The organism is Streptomyces clavifer (assembly GCF_036345975.1).
Taxonomy (GTDB): domain Bacteria; phylum Actinomycetota; class Actinomycetes; order Streptomycetales; family Streptomycetaceae; genus Streptomyces; species Streptomyces clavifer.
In genome coordinates this window covers 4,321,524-4,337,863 of the sequence record NZ_CP107793.1, presented here as the reverse complement: position 1 = coordinate 4,337,863, position 16,340 = coordinate 4,321,524, and the positions used below count along the sequence as shown (strand labels likewise).

General features: G+C 73.0%; 13 protein-coding genes. 2 read left to right on the top strand and 11 right to left on the bottom strand.

What is annotated here, in order from left to right:
- Positions 1–122: 122 nt before the first annotated feature.
- Positions 123–749 carry a pyridoxamine 5'-phosphate oxidase gene (gene pdxH / locus OG927_RS18955; RefSeq protein ID WP_056796946.1) on the bottom strand — a complete coding sequence of 209 codons (627 nt, stop codon included), beginning with the start codon at positions 747–749 and terminating at the stop codon, positions 123–125.
- A gap of 263 nt (positions 750–1,012) precedes the next feature.
- On the opposite strand from pdxH, the gene OG927_RS18950 reads away from it, so the two are divergent.
- Complete coding sequence (locus OG927_RS18950) at positions 1,013–2,122, top strand: citrate synthase 2 (protein ID WP_056796947.1); 1,110 nt, start codon at positions 1,013–1,015, stop codon at positions 2,120–2,122.
- 105 nt (positions 2,123–2,227) lie between these two features.
- On the opposite strand, the gene OG927_RS18945 is transcribed toward OG927_RS18950, so the two are convergent.
- On the bottom strand, positions 2,228–2,569 hold the full coding sequence (locus OG927_RS18945) for a hypothetical protein (RefSeq protein ID WP_056797775.1): 342 nt from the start codon (positions 2,567–2,569) through the stop codon (positions 2,228–2,230).
- Between the two features lie 336 nt (positions 2,570–2,905).
- Here OG927_RS18945 and OG927_RS18940 point away from each other — a divergent pair, with 336 nt between their 5' ends.
- Positions 2,906–4,684 (top strand): acyl-CoA dehydrogenase family protein, encoded by a 1,779-nt coding sequence (locus tag OG927_RS18940; RefSeq protein WP_056796950.1) that lies wholly within the window; start codon positions 2,906–2,908, stop codon positions 4,682–4,684.
- A gap of 71 nt (positions 4,685–4,755) precedes the next feature.
- Here OG927_RS18940 and OG927_RS18935 read toward each other — a convergent pair whose 3' ends face one another.
- The 9 genes from OG927_RS18935 to OG927_RS18895 all read right to left on the bottom strand — a co-directional run bounded on the left by OG927_RS18935 (position 4,756) and on the right by OG927_RS18895 (position 16,290).
- The gene (locus OG927_RS18935) at positions 4,756–5,352 is read right to left on the bottom strand and encodes a hypothetical protein (protein WP_245376735.1); all 597 of its coding nucleotides are present in this window, start codon (positions 5,350–5,352) and stop codon (positions 4,756–4,758) included.
- Positions 5,353–5,934: 582 nt separating this feature from the next.
- A complete protein-coding gene (locus OG927_RS18930; RefSeq protein WP_056796956.1) occupies positions 5,935–6,528 on the bottom strand; it encodes a TetR/AcrR family transcriptional regulator in 594 nt (197 codons plus the stop codon).
- Entirely contained in the window at positions 6,516–7,250 is a 735-nt protein-coding gene (locus tag OG927_RS18925) for an enoyl-CoA hydratase family protein (protein ID WP_124281439.1), read from the bottom strand. The genes OG927_RS18930 and OG927_RS18925 overlap by 13 nt, the downstream gene beginning before the upstream one ends.
- 73 nt (positions 7,251–7,323) lie before the next feature.
- Positions 7,324–8,901, bottom strand: a complete 1,578-nt coding sequence (locus OG927_RS18920) for a 4-coumarate--CoA ligase family protein (protein WP_056796965.1) — start codon at positions 8,899–8,901, stop codon at positions 7,324–7,326.
- Positions 8,902–9,026: 125 nt separating this feature from the next.
- A complete protein-coding gene (locus OG927_RS18915) occupies positions 9,027–10,226 on the bottom strand; it encodes an acyl-CoA dehydrogenase family protein (protein ID WP_056796967.1) in 1,200 nt (399 codons plus the stop codon).
- Positions 10,223–12,181 (bottom strand): ATP-binding protein, encoded by a 1,959-nt coding sequence (locus OG927_RS18910; RefSeq protein WP_330320504.1) that lies wholly within the window; start codon positions 12,179–12,181, stop codon positions 10,223–10,225. Before OG927_RS18910 ends, OG927_RS18915 begins: the two co-directional genes overlap by 4 nt.
- Before the next feature lie 7 nt (positions 12,182–12,188).
- Positions 12,189–13,787, bottom strand: coding sequence for an acyl-CoA carboxylase subunit beta (locus tag OG927_RS18905; protein ID WP_124281442.1), 1,599 nt, complete (start codon positions 13,785–13,787; stop codon positions 12,189–12,191).
- The gene (locus OG927_RS18900) at positions 13,784–15,487 is read right to left on the bottom strand and encodes an acyclic terpene utilization AtuA family protein (protein WP_056796975.1); all 1,704 of its coding nucleotides are present in this window, start codon (positions 15,485–15,487) and stop codon (positions 13,784–13,786) included. Before OG927_RS18900 ends, OG927_RS18905 begins: the two co-directional genes overlap by 4 nt.
- Entirely contained in the window at positions 15,484–16,290 is an 807-nt protein-coding gene (locus OG927_RS18895; RefSeq protein WP_056796979.1) for a TIGR03084 family metal-binding protein, read from the bottom strand. The genes OG927_RS18900 and OG927_RS18895 overlap by 4 nt, the downstream gene beginning before the upstream one ends.
- Positions 16,291–16,340: the final 50 nt, after the last annotated feature.

Here is a 16,340-nt window from a genome sequence, read left to right as displayed (position 1 = left end):
CCCAAGCAGTCACCGACCCGCAGGCTCGCCGGTAGGTCCGGCCGGCCCCTCCGTGAGGAGGGACCAGAGCCTGCGGGTTTCCGCGTGTCCGGGCCCGGCGTGCCCGGGACCCGTCGGAGGGCCTACGGGCAGAGCCGCTCCACGCTCCAGTGCGCGCCCTCGCGGACGTACCGCAGCCGGTCGTGCAGCCGGTTCTCGTGTCCCTGCCAGAATTCGATCGCCTCCGGTACGACGCGGAAACCGCCCCACTGCGGGGGTGCCGGGACCTTCTCGCCCTCCGGGTAGCGGGCGGCCAGCTCCTCGTAGCGCCCCACCAGCTCCTCGCGCGAGCCGATCACCGTGGACTGCTCGCTCGCCCAGGCGCCCAGCTGGGAGCCGTGCGGGCGGGTGCGGAAGTAGGCGACCGTCTCCTCGCGGCCCACGCGGGCCGCGGTGCCGGTGACGATGACCTGGCGGGCCAGCGGGTGCCAGGGGAAGAGCAGGGAGACGTACGGATTCGCGGTCAGCTCGCGGCCCTTGCGGGAGCCGTAGTTGGTGAAGAAGACGAAGCCGCGGTCGTCGTAGTGCTTCAGCAGCACCGTGCGGGAGGACGGCCGGCCCTCGGGGGTGGCCGTGGAGACCACCATCGCGTTCGGCTCGTGGAGCGCCCCGCCCGCGGCGACCTGGCGGAACCAGTGCGCGAACTGGTCCATGGGATCGGCGGCGAGGTCCTTCTCGGTGAAGTCCTCGGAACGGTACTGCTCGCGCATCGCGGCCGGATCGGTGGTGCAATCGGAGGCAGAGGCGTGAGAGGAGGCGGAAGCGGAGGACGGAGTGGCATCAGCTGTGGGCACGACGGCCATCCTGCCGCAGCGGGCCGGTACTCCCCGCAGGGAGGGGGCGGCGCGGCCGCCCGTTCGGGCATCGGGAGGCTGTGCCGGACGTCACCCTTCCCCGCGTCGTGGGAAGCCGCCAATATCGTGGGCAGGCCCGTGTGGCCTGCATACACCCGCCGAGCCGAGGGAGCCGCCCGATGTCCGACTTCGTACCCGGACTTGAAGGAGTCGTCGCGTTCGAGACGGAGATCGCCGAACCCGACAAGGAAGGCGGCTCGCTCCGCTACCGAGGCGTCGACATCGAGGACCTCGTCGGCCACGTGTCGTTCGGCAACGTGTGGGGACTCCTCGTGGACGGGGCGTTCAACCCCGGCCTGCCGCCCGCCGAACCCTTCCCCATTCCCGTGCACTCCGGCGACATCCGTGTCGACGTGCAGTCGGCGCTCGCCATGCTGGCGCCCGTGTGGGGGCTCAAACCGCTGCTCGACATCGACGCGGAGACCGCACGCGACGACCTGGCGCGGGCGGCCGTGATGGCCCTGTCCTACGTCGCGCAGTCGGCGCGCGGCCAGGGACGGCCGATGGTGCCGCAGAGTGAGATCGACAAGGCGCAGTCCGTGGTGGAGCGTTTCATGATCCGCTGGCGCGGTGAGCCGGACCCCAAGCACGTCAAGGCCGTCGACGCCTACTGGACGTCGGCCGCCGAGCACGGCATGAACGCGTCGACGTTCACCGCCCGCGTGATCGCGTCGACCGGCGCGGACGTGGCTGCGGCGCTCTCGGGTGCGGTGGGCGCGATGTCGGGTCCGCTGCACGGCGGAGCCCCGTCCCGGGTCCTCGGCATGATCGAGGAGATCGAGCGCACGGGCGACGCCACGGCCTACGTGAAGCAGGCCCTGGACCGGGGCGAGCGCCTGATGGGCTTCGGCCACCGCGTCTACCGGGCAGAGGACCCCCGCGCCCGCGTCCTGCGCCGTACGGCCCGTGAGCTGGCGGCCCCGCGCTTCGAGGTGGCGGAGGCCCTGGAGAAGGCCGCGCTGGAGGAACTGCACGCCCGCCGCCCGGACCGGGTGCTGGCGACGAACGTGGAGTTCTGGGCGGCGATCGTGCTGGACTTCGCCGAGGTCCCCGCGCACATGTTCACGTCGATGTTCAGCTGCGCCCGCACGGCCGGCTGGTCGGCACACATCCTGGAGCAGAAGCGGACGGGCCGCCTGGTGCGCCCCTCGGCGACGTACACCGGCCCGGGCGCCCGCGCCCCGCAGGAGATCCCGGGCTACGAGCAACTGGCGGACCTGGGGAACTGACGGGCCGGGGCCCCGGTCAGGGCGTACGACCCGCCCCCGCGGCTCGTACCGGCCGGGGCTCCCCGGCGTACACGTACGCGGGCGCCCCGCACCGCGAGCGGGTGCCTACGGTGCGGGGCGGCCGTCGTCCGCCCCGTCGGCGTCGAGCTCGGCCGCGCCGTCCTCCCACCGCTTGCGCCGCTCGGCGGCGGACTGCTCCCACCAGGCGGTGCCGCGCTCGCCGAGCGCGACCTTGGCCGCCTGCACCCGGCTCCGGGCCCGCTTCTCGGCTGCCGTGTCCTCGTTCCGCAGCGCGGCGGCCACCGCGCGGCGGGCGGCCATGAGGTGACGGCGCAGGCCGGCGGCGACGTCCTCGGGAATCTCCGGGTCCGTCGCCCGCCAACGCCGGCCCTCCACCACGATGTACCGGCCGTCGGGCGTCCGCTCCGGCTGCGCACGGGAGTTCATCCGGTCCATGCTGCCCCACCCCGGGCCCCGTTACCGGCCGGCCGGGCCACGGCCCCGGGTGCGGGTTTCCGGAAGCGCCGCGTCTGCCCACCGCGCCTCGGTCCCCCTCCCCGAGGAGCTCCGGAGTGCGCGCGAGGGGCCCGTCCCGGCCCGCACCGCCGGTTCGTGCTCGAGTCGAGCGCGAGAACAGGCCACGCCGGCAGGGGAGTCGGCGTCGGGCAGCCCGCGGAGACCTGCCGGGGCGGCACCCTGACGCGCACCCACCGTTGCTCCCGGTTCGCCCAGCGTGTTGATCATCACGCTGCGCAAAGTGATCACTACGACTAGCTTTCGGATGTGATCCCCCTTCAGATCGAACGCACCGAGACCCCCCTCGCCGAACTCACGGACATCCTCTTCGCGCATCGACTCGAATCGACCCACGAACGGTGGAGGAGCCTGTTCGGCTCCACACCCTTCGCGTTCCGGGAGGGCCTGAGCCATCAGGAGCGCATAGCGCTGTCCTACGACCGCCTCCGACTGGTGAACGCCGAAGTCGCCGACCCCCGGCATCTGGTGGCCGACCCCGTCGAGCTCACCGCGCTCCACGAGTGGGCCGGCATCGTGGACCCGGGCATGGCGACCGTCGCCAGCATTCACTACAACCTGTTCCTCGGCAGCCTCCAGGACCACGACCAGGCCGGGCGGGACGTGTCCGCGTTCCTGCGGGCCGATCGCGTCGGGACCTTCCTGTGCACCGAGCTCGCCCACGGCAACGACGCCGCGCAGATGGAGACCACGGCCACGCTCGACCGCGCGTCGGGCGAGCTCGTCCTGAACACCCCCACCCCCGGGGCGGCCAAGTACATGCCCAACACGGGCCCCACCGGCGGAGCCAAGAGTGCCGTCGTGGCGGCACGCCTGATCATCGACGGTGACGACAACGGTGTCTTCCTCTTCCTGACCCCGCTGAGCGACGAGGCGGGGCGCCCGCTGCCGGGGGTCGAGGTGAGCCCGCTGCCGCAGGCGGCGAGCAGCCCCGTCGACCACTGCACCACGGTCTTCCGGGAGGTCCGCCTCCCCCTCGGCGCCCTCCTCCAGGGCGACCACGGACGCCTCACTCCGGAAGGGGCGTTCAGCAGCTCCCTCGGCAGTCCTCGCAAGCGGTTCCTGCGGTCCATCGGACGCGTCACCATGGGAAAGCTGTGCATGAGCGCGTACAGCCTGGGCGTGACGCGCCATGCGCTGGCCGTCGCCATGCGCCACGCGCACTCCCGGGTCACGTCCGGCATGACCAGCGGCCAGAAGGTGCCGCTGATAGCGCACCGCAGTCACCACGCCCCGCTGCTCGACGCCGTCGCGACCACCTACGCGGCCACGCTGCTGCACCGGTCCGTCGTACAGCAGTGGACCTGGGCCGAGGACTCCGACCGTGAGGCGAACGAGCGCCTGACCGCCGTCGCCAAGGGGTGGATCACCTGGCAGGCCCGTACGGTCATGACCGAGTGCCGGGAGCGGTGCGGAGCCCAGGGTCTGCTGCTGGCCAACGGCATAGCGGGCCAGCTCGCGGCCAACGAGGGCACGATCACGGCCGAGGGCGACAACAAGGTCATCTGGGTGAAGGCCGCGGGCGAGATGCTCCTGGGCGGTTTCGCGCCGAAGCCGCCCAGCGAGATCGCCCCGGAGCACCGTGCGCTGACGGATCCCGAGCACCTGCAGGACCTGATGGCCGATCTGGAACGCATATGGCACGCCCGTGCCCGGAAGCGGCTCCGGGAGCGGGCGGCCTCGCCCATGGCGCGATGGAACGCGGCCGTCACACCGGCTCTGCACCTGGTCGACAGCCACGTCCACCGGCTGGCCGGTGAGGCCCTGCTCACCGCCCTCAGCCAGGCCGCTGCTCCGCTCTCCCGCGATCTCCTCAGAGGGCTGCACGCCCTCTTCGCCCTCCGCTGGATCGCCGCGCACAGCGGTGACCTCCTGGCCGAGGGACGGATGACGGCCGCTCAGGTCCAGGAGCTCCCCGACGCCGTCGAGGACGTCGTGGCCGCTCTGGCACCGCACGCGCTCACGCTCACCGACGCCTTCGCGGTGCCCGACGCGCTCCTGGACACCTATCCCATGCTCAACCCTTGAGCTGAAGGGAGGCTGCCACCGCGTCGCAGCCCCGTCGGCCGCCACGCACCGCCGGCGGCCGGCGGGGCCGGTCAGAAGTAGAGCGCCCGGTGCATCGCGTACGTGAATCTGTCGCCCGCGCTCAGCGTGCGCACGATCCGGTCGCAGAAGGTCTCGTACTCCTCCTGCTGCGTCCCGTCGAGGGAGATCGCCGTCGCCCTGCCGGCGGGCGCCGCCCGCCTCAGCGATCCCAGGAGGCGAGGGGGTGCCTGCAACTGCAGGACGTCCACCACGCGACGGAAGTCGTCCACCGTGTTCCGGCCGTGCTCGGCGATCTCGCCGAGGGCTCGGGCCAACGGGCCGACGCCGTCGGATTCCGCCTCCACCAGCAGGGCGTGGCAGGCCTTCAGCACCGCGATGCTCTCCGCGTTCATCTCCACGGCGTGCAGGCAGGTCAGCGGCGCACCGCCCCGGCCGAGGAGTGTGTACCCTTCCCGATCCCGCGGCCGAGGGGCCCTGCGGACCGCCATCTCCTGCCAGTGGAGACACGGAGGCATCCGGTACTGGATGTCCGCCCAGCCCTCGTAGGCGGTACGGATGGTCTCCGCGTGGCCGGGAGGGAGATCCCGCAGGTAGAAGTAGTACAGCGAGTGGAGGAGCGGATCCTCCATCGCGAGGAATCTGGTCATGAAGACGGGGTCTTCCGGCACCAGGACGTGCATCAAGCTCAGTTCCTCATCGCCGGGCTCGAAGGGACGGTCGGGGCACGCACCCGTGCTGCGGGGTCGTCGAGGAACGGGCTCGGCCCGCGTCCCTCGTGCCGCATGGGGTGTCCGACATCCGCGGGCCCGGTATCGGCTCGCCGGTCCGCCGTGGCCGAGGGTCTCCCGGTCACGGTCGGCGCGGATGCGGCACACCTCGCCGCCCTCGGCCCGGACCCATCGGCCGATGCCTGCGGAACGATCTCCCGGGAACGAGGACGCACCCTGTGACCTGCGATGACGGTATTCCACAGGAAGCACGTCGGAAGCGGCCGGCAAGGCACTCGCGCAAGATGATCTTCCCATGCCGCAGGGGTGGTTCCCGCCATCCCCGAGGGCTGGGGCATGAAGGCGTACTACCGCCGTGCCGTGGGGAGTTGGTCGCACCGGCCGCCGGCACCGGGCCGCCGTCGCCGGCCGGCGACGGCCGCGCCGCGGGAGGGAGCGGAAGGGAACGACGTCGTCCCACCGCCCCGGGGCACCGCGGCCCCGCGTGCCACCCGCGGTTGCTCAGCCCAGCACGTCGTCGAGCAGGGCGGCCCACTGGGTGACGACCCGGTGGCGGCGTGCCGCGTCGTCCGTGAGGACGTTGGCGAGGCCCAGGCCGCGGGCCATGTCGAGGAGGCCCTGGACCGTTTCGCGGACGCCGGGGCGGTTCTCGTCGGCGCCGAGGAGTCCGACGGCGATGCGGTGGGTCTCCCGGCCGACGCGGGCTTCCAGTTCGGTGACGCGGGGGCGGAGCTGCTCCTCGTTGGAGGCGGCGACCCAGAGCTGGAGCGCGGCGCGGAAGAGCGGGCCCGTGTAGAGGTCGACGAGGGCCGCGAGGACAGCCGACCGGTCCTGGACGGGCAGGGCGCGCAGGGCGGCGGAGCGTTCCTCGGCGACGTACTCGACGGCACCGGTGAACAGGTCCTCGCGGGTCGGGAAGTGGTGCTGGGCGGCACCGCGCGAGACCCCGGCGCGCTCGGCGACGACGGAGACGGTGGAGCCTGCCCAGCCGTGTTCGGCGAGGCAGGCCACCGCTGCTTCCAGCAGCCGTTGGCGGGTGGCGCGGCTGCGGTCCTGCTTCGGAGCCTTGGGGCTCGTGGGGGTCACAGCAGCCATGCGGGGTCCCGTCGTTCCAGGAAGGCCGTCATCCCCTCCCGTGCCTCGTCGGAGGCGAAGAGTGCCGTGGAGCGGGCGATGAGGTCTTCGGCGTACTGGTCGAAAGTCTCCAGCACAGTAGCCGTGACCAGCTCCTTCGATGCCGCCAGCCCCTGGGGGGAGGCCCTGCGCAGTCCGTCCAGCACCGGTACGAGCGCCTTGTCCACGTCCTCGGCGGCGAGGCTCACGAGGCCGGTCCGGGCGGCTTCCGCCGCGTCGAAGCGCTCGCCGGTGAGGTAGTAGCGGGATGCCGCGCGGGGGTCCAGCCGGGGCAGCAGGGGCAGGGAGATGACGGCGGGGGCGAGGCCGAGGCGTGATTCGGTGAGCGCGAAGGAGGAGTCGGGGCCCGCGACGGAGATGTCGCAGGCGGCCAGCAGCCCGAGGCCGCCGGCCCGGACGTGCCCGGTGACCCGGGCGACGACCGGTTTGGGCAGGGTGACGATGCGCCGCATGAGGGCGACGAAGTCGTGCGGGTCGGCCGGTGCGGTGAGGTCGGCGCCCGCGCAGAACGTGTTGCCGGTGTGGGTGAGGACCACCGCCCGTACGGTGTCGTCCGCCGCGCACCCGTCGAGGGCCTCGGCCAGACCGGACACGAGCCGTGCGCTCAGGGCGTTGCGGTTGGCCGGGGAGTCGAGCGTGAGGGTGGTGACTCCCCGGTCGTGGACGGGTGCGGCGAGGGTCATCCCTGCTCCTTCCTGCCACGGGCGGGTGCGGCTGCGGGTGCAGGTGAGGGTGCGGCTCTGGGTGCGGTGAGGGTCACTGCTTCTTCTCCCTGTCGCGCAGCTCCCGGCGCAGGATCTTGCCGGAGGCGGCACGCGGTACGGCTTCGATGAATTCGGCCCGGCGGACCTTCTTGTACGGGGCGACGCGCTCGGCGACGTAGGCCATGACGTCCTCGGCCGTGAGGTCCTGGGCGGCCGGCCCGCGGACGAGGTAGGCCTTGGGGATCTCGTTGCCGTCGGCGTCCAGGACACCGATCACGGCGGCGTCGGCGACGGATTCGTGGGTGAGGAGGAGCGCCTCGAGTTCGGCGGGGGCGACCTGGTAGCCCTTGTACTTGATGAGCTCCTTGACCCGGTCGACGACGAAGAGCCAGCCGTCCGCGTCGACGCGCCCGACGTCGCCGGTGTGCACCCAGCCGTCGCTGTCGATCATTCCCGCGGTGGCGTCGGGCCGGCCGAGGTAGCCCTTCATCACCTGGGGTCCGCGGATGAGGATCTCGCCGTCGGTGTCGATGCCGAGGTCCGTCCCGGGGTCCTCGATGGACGCGATCCGCATCTCGGTGCCCGGCAGCAGCTTCCCGACGGCTCCGGGCGGCGGGTTCTCGGCGTCGAGGGGCACGACGTGGGTTCCGGGCGACAGTTCCGTCATGCCGTACGCCTGCCGCACGGGGGGCACACCGAGGCGGGTGGAGCAGGCCTCGGCGAGCTCGGCGTCCAGCGGGGCGGCGGCGCTGACGATGTACTGGAGCGAGGACAGGTCGTAGGTGCCGACGGCCGGGTGCTTGGCCAGGGCCAGGACGATCGGCGGGGCCACGTACAGCCCGGTGATGCGGTGCTCCTGGATGGCTCCGAGGAACTGGTCGAGGTCGAAGCGGGGCAGCACGACGACGGTGGCTCCGCAGCGCAGCGGAACGTTCATGAGGGCGGTCAGCCCGTAGATGTGGAAGAAGGGGAGCACGGCGAGGATGCTGTGGCCGGGCTCCATGGGGATGAAGGGGCGCAGCTGCTCCAGGTTGGTGCCGATGGAGCGGTGCGTGAGCATCACGCCCTTGGGGGTGCCGGTGGTCCCGGAGGAGTACGGGAGGGCGGCGATGTCCTCGGCGGGATCGAACACGATCTCGGGTTCCGGGGCGGTGGAGCCCAGCATGTCGAGTACGGACGTGTGGCCGTCGGCCTGGTCGCAGACGAAGATCTCCTGGATGCCGCCCGCGAGTTCGGCCGCCCGGCGGGCGACGTCGAGGAACAGGGACACGGTGACGATCCAGCGGGCGGCGCAGTCCTTGAGCTGTTTGGCGAACTCCTCGGCCGTGGCCAGCGGGTGCACCGTGGTGACGGAGGCCCCGGCGCGCGTGGCCCCGTAGAAGACGGCGGGGTAGGCGATCGTGTTGGGGCTGTGCAGGGCCAGGACGTCGCCCTTGCGCAGTCCTGCCCCGGCGAGGTGGGCGGCGATGCGGCGGTGGAAGGTGTCGAGCTGGGCGTAGGTGACGGAGAGGCCGTTCGTGCCGTCGACCAGGGCGACGGTGTCGCCGAAGGCCGCGGCCCCGCCGAGGACCGCTTCGTGGATGGGAATGTCGAGAGCCGGAACGTCTGCGTACTCACTGCGGAACACCATGGTGGTCCCCTGTCGTCGCGGTGCGGCGGGCACGGCGCCCCCTCGGGAGGCGGGGCCGCCGTGCGGGTGTGAAGAGCAGGGTCGCCCCTGTCGGTACGGAAGGGGGAGACCCCGGACATGAGTCGTCAGTACGACTTCGGCAGTCCCAGCGACTGGTGGGAGACGTAGTTGAGGATCATCTCCCGGCTCACGGGCGCGATGCGGGCCACGCGTGCCGCCGTGACCAGCGAGGCGAGGCCGTACTCGCGGGTGAGGCCGTTGCCGCCGAGGGTGTGGACGGCCTGGTCGACGGCCTTCACGCAGGCTTCGCCGGCCGCGTACTTGGCCATGTTGGCCGCTTCGCCGGCGCCGATGTCGTCGCCCTCGTCGTACAGCCTGGCGGCCTTCTGCATCATGAGCCGGGCCAGTTCCAGCTCGATGTGGGCCTGGGCCAGCGGGTGGGCGATGGCCTGGTGGGAGCCGATGGGCGCGCCCTTCCAGACGGTGCGGGTCTTCGCGTACTCCACCGCCCGTCCGACGGCGTACCGCCCCATGCCGATGGCGAACGCGGCGCCCATGATGCGCTCCGGGTTCAGGCCTGCGAAGAGTTGGAGCAGACCGGCGTCCCCTCCCTCGCTCCCGGCTTCGCCCGCGCCGGAGGCACCCCCTCCGACGAGCGCGTCGGCGGGCAGCCGTACGTCGTCGAGGACCAGCTCGAACTGCTTCTCGGCCGCGTACAGCTCCATGTCGATCGCCGTGCGTCCGAAGCCCGGGGTGTCGCGCGGGACGATGAAGAGGCAGGGCTTCAGATTGCCCGACCGCGCGTCCTCGGTGCGCCCGACGACGAGGGTCGCGTCGGAGATGTCGACGCCGGAGATGAAGACCTTGCGGCCGGTGAGGAGCCAGTCGTCCCCGTCGCGGCGGGCGGTGGTCGTGATGCGGTGCGAGTTGGAGCCGGCATCGGGTTCGGTGATGCCGAAGGACATCGACAGCGTGCCGTCGGAGAGGCCGGGGAGCCACTTCCGCTTCTGGGCCTCGGTGCCGAAGCGGGCGATGACCGTGCCGCAGATCGCGGGCGAGACGACCATCATCAGCAGGGGTGATCCGGCCGCGCCGAGCTCCTCCAGGACGATGGAGAGTTCGGCCATGCCGCCGCCCCCGCCGCCGTACTCCTCGGGGAGGTTGACGCCGAGGTAGCCGAGCTTGCCCGCCTCGTCCCACAGCTCGCGCGGGTGCTCGCCCTTGCGGGCGAGGTCGGTGGAGTACGCGCGGCCGTACCGCTTGCCGAGCGCGGCGACGGCGGCGCGCAGTGCCTTGTGCTCTTCGGTTTCCAGGACGGTGCTCATGCGTTCTCCTCCGGGGCGGTGGAATCCGGTGCGGCGGTGTCGCTGACGACGGCGAGCAGGGCGCCGACCTCGACCTGGAGGCCGGGGGCGGCGTGGAGCGCGGTGAGGGTGCCGGAGGCGGGGGCGAGGATGCGGTGCTCCATCTTCATCGCCTCCAGCCAGATCAGCGGCTGCCCGGCTTCGACGGCCGTGCCCGGTGCGAGGCCGTCCGCGAGGCGGACGACGGTGCCGGGCATGGGGGCGAGCAGGGAGCCGGGCTCGGTGCGTTCGGCGGGGTCGGTGAACCGGGGCAGCACGGTGAAGGTGTACGAGCCGCCGTCGCCGTCCACGTAGGCCCGCCCGTCGTGGACGGCGACGGCGAAGTGCCGGGTGACTCCGCCGGCTTCGAGGGTGACGTGGCCGGGTGCGGCGGCGACGACGCGTTCGCCGGTCTCCGGGTGCGGGCCCGCCCGCCCGGTCCGGTAGGCGATCGCGTACTCGGTGCCGTCCGGCTCGCTGCGGTAGCCGGCGGTCATGGGCTGCGAGGCGAGGTTGCGCCAGGCGCCGAAGCGGCCGGGCCCGGTGGCGGGCCGGGTCGCGGCCCGGGCGAGCGCGGCGGCGGTGGCGGCGAGGCGGCGGCCGTCCTCGTCCTCGGTCCGGGTGAGCGCGGTGAGGTGCCGGTCGTAGAAGCCGGTGTCCGGGCGGGCCCCGGCGAAGTCGGGGTGGCGCAGGGACCGTACGAGCAGGTCGCGGTTGGTGACCGGACCGTGGATGCGGGCGCGTTCGAGGGTGCGGGCGAGGAGGCGTACGGCTTCGGCGCGGGTGCCGGCGTGGGCGACGGCCTTGGCGAGCATCGGGTCGTAGTGGACGCCGATGGTGTCGCCGCCGGTGTAGCCGGTGTCGAGCCGCAGGCCGGGTCCGTCCGGGACGTCCAGGGCGTGCAGCGTCCCGGTCTGCGGCTGCCAGTTCGCGGCGGGGTCCTCGGCGTAGAGCCGGGCTTCGACCGCGTGCCCGTGGGGCGTCGGCGGTGCGGCGGCCGGCAGCGGCGCGCCCTCCGCCACGCGCAGCTGCAGGGCGACGAGGTCGAGCCCGAACACGGCCTCGGTGACGGGGTGTTCGACCTGGAGTCGGGTGTTCATCTCCAGGAAGTACGGGCGTCCCTCCGCGGATACGAGGAACTCGACGGTCCCCGCGCCCCGGTAGCCCACCGCCTGGGCGGCGGCGACGGCGGCGTCGTGCAGCCGCCGGCGCAGTCCGTCGTCGAGGCCCGGGGCCGGGGCCTCCTCGATGACCTTCTGGTGGCGGCGCTGGAGGGAGCAGTCGCGGGTGCCGAGCGCCCACACCGTGCCCTGCGCGTCGGCCATGACCTGGACCTCCACGTGCCGGCCGCGTTCGACGTAGGGCTCGGCGAAGACCTCGCCGTCGCCGAAGGCGGAGGCGGCCTCGGCGGAGGCGGCCGTCAGCTCTCCGGGCAGCTCGCCGAGGTCCCGCACGATCCGCATCCCGCGTCCGCCACCGCCTGCCGAGGCCTTGAGCAGCAGCGGCAGATCCGCGGCCGTCGCGCCCGCGGGATCGACGGGCGCGAGGAGCGGGACCCCGGCGGCGGCCATCAGTTCCTTGGCCCGGGTCTTGGACGCCATCAGTTCGATGGCCTTGACCGGCGGCCCCACCCACACGATTCCGGCGTCCTGCACCTGCTGGGCGAAGCCGGCGTTCTCGGAGAGGAAGCCGTAGCCGGGGTGCACGGCGTCGGCACCGGCCGCGCGGGCGGCGGCCACGACGAGGTCGCCGCGCAGGTACGTGTCGGCGGGGGACGCCCCGGGGAGCCGTACGGCGGTGTCGGCCTCCCGGACGTGCAGGGCTCCGGCATCCGCGTCCGAGTACACGGCGACGGTGGCGATACCCAGCTCACGGCAGGTGCGGAAGATCCGGCAGGCGATCTCGCCCCGGTTGGCGACAAGGAGAGTGGTGATCATCTGGGCCTCACATCCGGAAGATGCCGAAGCCGCCGCGGGCGCCCTCGACCGGTGCCGTGTGGATCGCGGACAGGCACATCCCGAGGACGGTCCTGGTGTCGCGCGGGTCGATGACCCCGTCGTCGTACAGCCGCCCGGACAGGAACACGGGCAGTGACTCCGACTCGATCTGCTGCTCCACCATGGCGCGCAGTCCGGCGTCGGCCTCGTCGTCGTAGGGCAGGCCCCGGGCGGCGGAGGAGGCGCGGGCCACGATGGACAGCACCCCGGCGAGCTGCTGGGGGCCCATGACGGCGGACTTGCTGCTGGGCCAGGCGAAGAGGAAACGGGGGTCGTAGGCGCGGCCGCACATGCCGTAGTGGCCGGCGCCGTAGGAGGCGCCCATGAGGACCGACAGGTGCGGGACCCTGGAGTTCGACACCGCGTTGATCATCATCGCGCCGTGCTTGATGATGCCGCCCTGCTCGTACTCCTTGCCGACCATGTAGCCGGTGGTGTTGTGCAGGAAGAGGAGCGGGATGTCGCGCTGGTTGGCGAGCTGGATGAACTGCGCGGCCTTCTGCGACTCCTCGCTGAACAGCACACCCTGGGCGTTGGCCAGGATGCCGACCGGGTAGCCGTGGAGCCGGGCCCAGCCGGTGACGAGGCTCGTCCCGTACAGCGGCTTGAACGCGTCGAAGTCCGATCCGTCGACCAGCCGGGCGATGACCTCGCGCGGGTCGAAGGGGATCTTGAGGTCCCCGGGCACGATCCCGACCAGCTCGTCCTCGTCGTACTTCGGCGGCTCGGCGGGCGCCGGATCGGCGTGCGCCTTGCGCCAGTTGAGCCGGGCGACGATGCGTCGGGCCTGGCGCAGCGCGTCGTGCTCGTCGAGCGCGAAGTGGTCGGCGAGCCCGGACGTGCGGGCGTGCATCTCGGCGCCGCCGAGCGATTCGTCGTCGCTCTCCTCGCCGGTGGCCATCTTGACGAGGGGCGGGCCGCCGAGGAAGACCTTGGACTGCTCCTTGATCATCACGGTGTGGTCGGACATGCCGGGGACGTACGCGCCGCCGGCGGTGGAGTTCCCGAAGACGACGGCGACGGTCGGGATCCCGGCCGCCGAGAGCCGGGTGATGTCGCGGAACAGCGCGCCCCCCGGGATGAAGATCTCCTTCTGGGAGGGCAGGTCGGCGCCGCCCGACTCGACGAGGCTGACGCAGGGCAGCCGGTTGGCGAAGGCGATCTCGTTGGCCCGCAGGGCCTTCTTGAGCGTCCACGGGTTGGAGGCTCCGCCGCGTACGGTCGGGTCGTTGGCGGTGATCAGGCACTCGACCCCCTCCACGACCCCGATCCCGGTGACGAGCGAGGCGCCGACCGCGTAGTCGCTGCCCCAGGCGGCGAGCGGGGACAGCTCCAGGAACGGGGTGTCCGGGTCGATCAGCAGCTCGATGCGCTCGCGGGCCAGCAGCTTGCCGCGCTTGCGGTGCCGCGCCACGTACTTCTCGCCGCCGCCCGCCAGGGCCTTGGCGTGCTCGGTGTCGAGCTCGGCGAGCTTCGCGAGCATGGCCTCGCGGTGGGCGGTGTACTCGGGTCCGGCGGTGTCGAGTGCGGTGGGCAGGACGGTCATGCGGTCACCTCCGGTTCTTCCAGGAGCGCTGCGGGGACGGGGAGGTGCCGGGAGCGCAGCCACTCCCCCACCGCCTTGGCCTGCGGATCGAAGCGCGCCTGTGCGGCGACCCCCTCGCCGAGGAGGCCGTGGACGACGAAGTTGAGCGCCCGCAGGTTCGGCAGGACATGGCGTACGACGGTGAGTCCGGCGGTCTCCGGGAGCAGCTCCTGGAAGCGGGCGACGGTCAGCTCGCGGGCCAGCCACCGCCAGGCGTCGTCGGTCCGTACCCACACACCGACGTTGGCGTCGCCGCCCTTGTCGCCGCTGCGGGCTCCGGCGACGCGGCCGAGGGGGACGGTGCGGGCGGGGCCGGGCGGCAGGGGCTCGGGAAGTCCGGGTTCCGGCAGGGGTTCGAGCTCCTTGCGGGGCCCTTCTGCGGGGACGGCCAGCCGCTCCCCGTCCGGCAGGACGGCGACGTGCCCGACCTCTTCCACCGGCACGTACCGGGCCTCGAACACCCCGTACGGGGCGCCCTTCCCCGGCGGGGCCGTCAGGTGGAAGCCCGGGTAGCTGCCGAGGGCCAGCTCGACGGCCGCCCCGGACACCGCACGGCCGACCGTGTCCGCGTCCCCGTCGCGTACGACGAGGCGGAGCAGGGCGCTCGCGGTCTCCTCGGTGGGGGCGTCGGCCCGGTCGGTACGGGCGAGCTCCCACCTCACCTCCGCGGGCCGGCGCTCCCCCCGGGCCAGGGCATCGGCGAACTGGTCCTTCACGAGCCGCGCCTTGGCCTCGATGTCGAGGCCGGTCAGCACGAAGACGACCTCGTTGCGCCATCCGCCCAGCCGGTTGAGCCCGACCTTGAGCGTGGGCGGCGGGGCCTCGCCCCGCACCCCGGAGATCCGTACGCGGTCCGGCCCGCCCCGCGTCAGCCGTACGGTGTCGAGCCGGGCGGTGACGTCGGGGCCGGCGTACCGGGCCCCGGCGGTCTCGTACAGGAGCTGGGCGGTGACCGTCCCGACGTCGACGACGCCTCCCGTGCCGTCGTGCTTGGTGATCACCGAGGTGCCGTCCTCGTGGATCTCGGCGAGCGGGAAGCCGGGGCGGCGGAGGTCGTGCGCCCCGAAGAAGGCGTAGTTCCCTCCGGTGGCCTGCGTCCCGCACTCCAGCACGTGCCCGGCGACGACGGCCCCGGCGAGGGCGTCGTGGTCCTCGGGCCCCCAGCCGAAGTGGGCGGCGGCGGGTCCGGTGACGAGGGCGGCGTCGGTGACGCGTCCGGTGACGACGACGTCCGCCCCGGCGCGCAGGCAGGCCGCGATGCCCGCGCCGCCGAGGTAGGCGTTGGCGGTGAGGAATCCGTCGGGCGCGGGCAGGGCGTCGCCCTCGACGTGGGCGACCCGCACGGGCAGGCCCGCCTTGTCGGCCAGTGCCCGTACGGCGTCGGCCAGTCCGGCGGGATTGAGCCCTCCGGCGTTGGTGACGATCTTCACGCCCCGCTCGTGGGCGAGGCCGAGATTCTCCTCCAGCTGCCGCAGGAACGTGGTGGCGTATCCGCGGCCGGGGTCCTTGAGCCGGCTGCGGCCCAGGATCAGCATGGTGAGTTCGGCGAGGTAGTCCCCGGTCAGGACGTCGAGGGGGCCGCCGGTGAGCATCTCCCGTACGGCGTCGAAGCGGTCGCCGTAGAACCCGGAGGCGTTGCCGATCCGCAGCGGCCGCGTCATCGGTCCCCCTTCGGGGAGCGCCCGGGGCCGGCGGGTCCGGCGAAGGCCTGGGCGATGTCCAGCCAGTGGCCGGCGTCCGCTCCCACGGCCTCCAGGGCGAGGTCGTCGCGGTGGGCCCGCTGGGTGACGAGCAGGCAGAAGTCGAGCAGGGGGCCCGTGACGCGCTGGGCCGCGTCCTCGGGGCCGTACCCGGTCACCTCGCCGCCCGGCCCCTCCAGCTCCACCCGGAACGGCTCGCCCGGCGGCTGCTCGCCCCGAACGAAGTAGGCGTAGTCCCGGGCCCGCACCCCGATCCGGGCCACGTGCCGCAGCCGCGCGGTCGGCTTCCGAGCCACCCCGAGGGCGTCGGCGACGTCCTGCCCGTGGGCCCAGGTCTCCATGAGCCGCGCGGTCGCCATCGAGGCGACGCTCATGGGCGGTCCGTACCAGGGGAAACGCGCCCCGGCAGGCGCGTCCCGCAGGGCCTGGTGGAGCCGCGTCCGATCCTGCCGCCACTGCGCGAGCAGGGCTTCGGGCGAGAGGAGTGCGACTCTCTCGGCCGCCGCCCGATCGACGAAGCTCTCCGGTGCGGCGAGCGCCCTGTCCACCTCGGCGGCGAACCCGTCGGGCTCGGTGACGGCGATCAGCGCGACCTCGTCGGTCCAGTTCAGATGGGCGATCTGGTGCGCGACGGTCCACCCTTCGGCGGGTGTCGGCCCCGCCCATCCTCCGGCGCCCAGTCCCGCGACCAGCAGGTCGAGTTCGTCGCTCTCCAGGCGCAGGTCGTCGAGCACGGCGACGGTCACGGCTGCGGCATCGGACACGGTGCACTCCCTCGGGGCGTGGCGGTGTGCCCCGGAGCATGCCAGCGCCC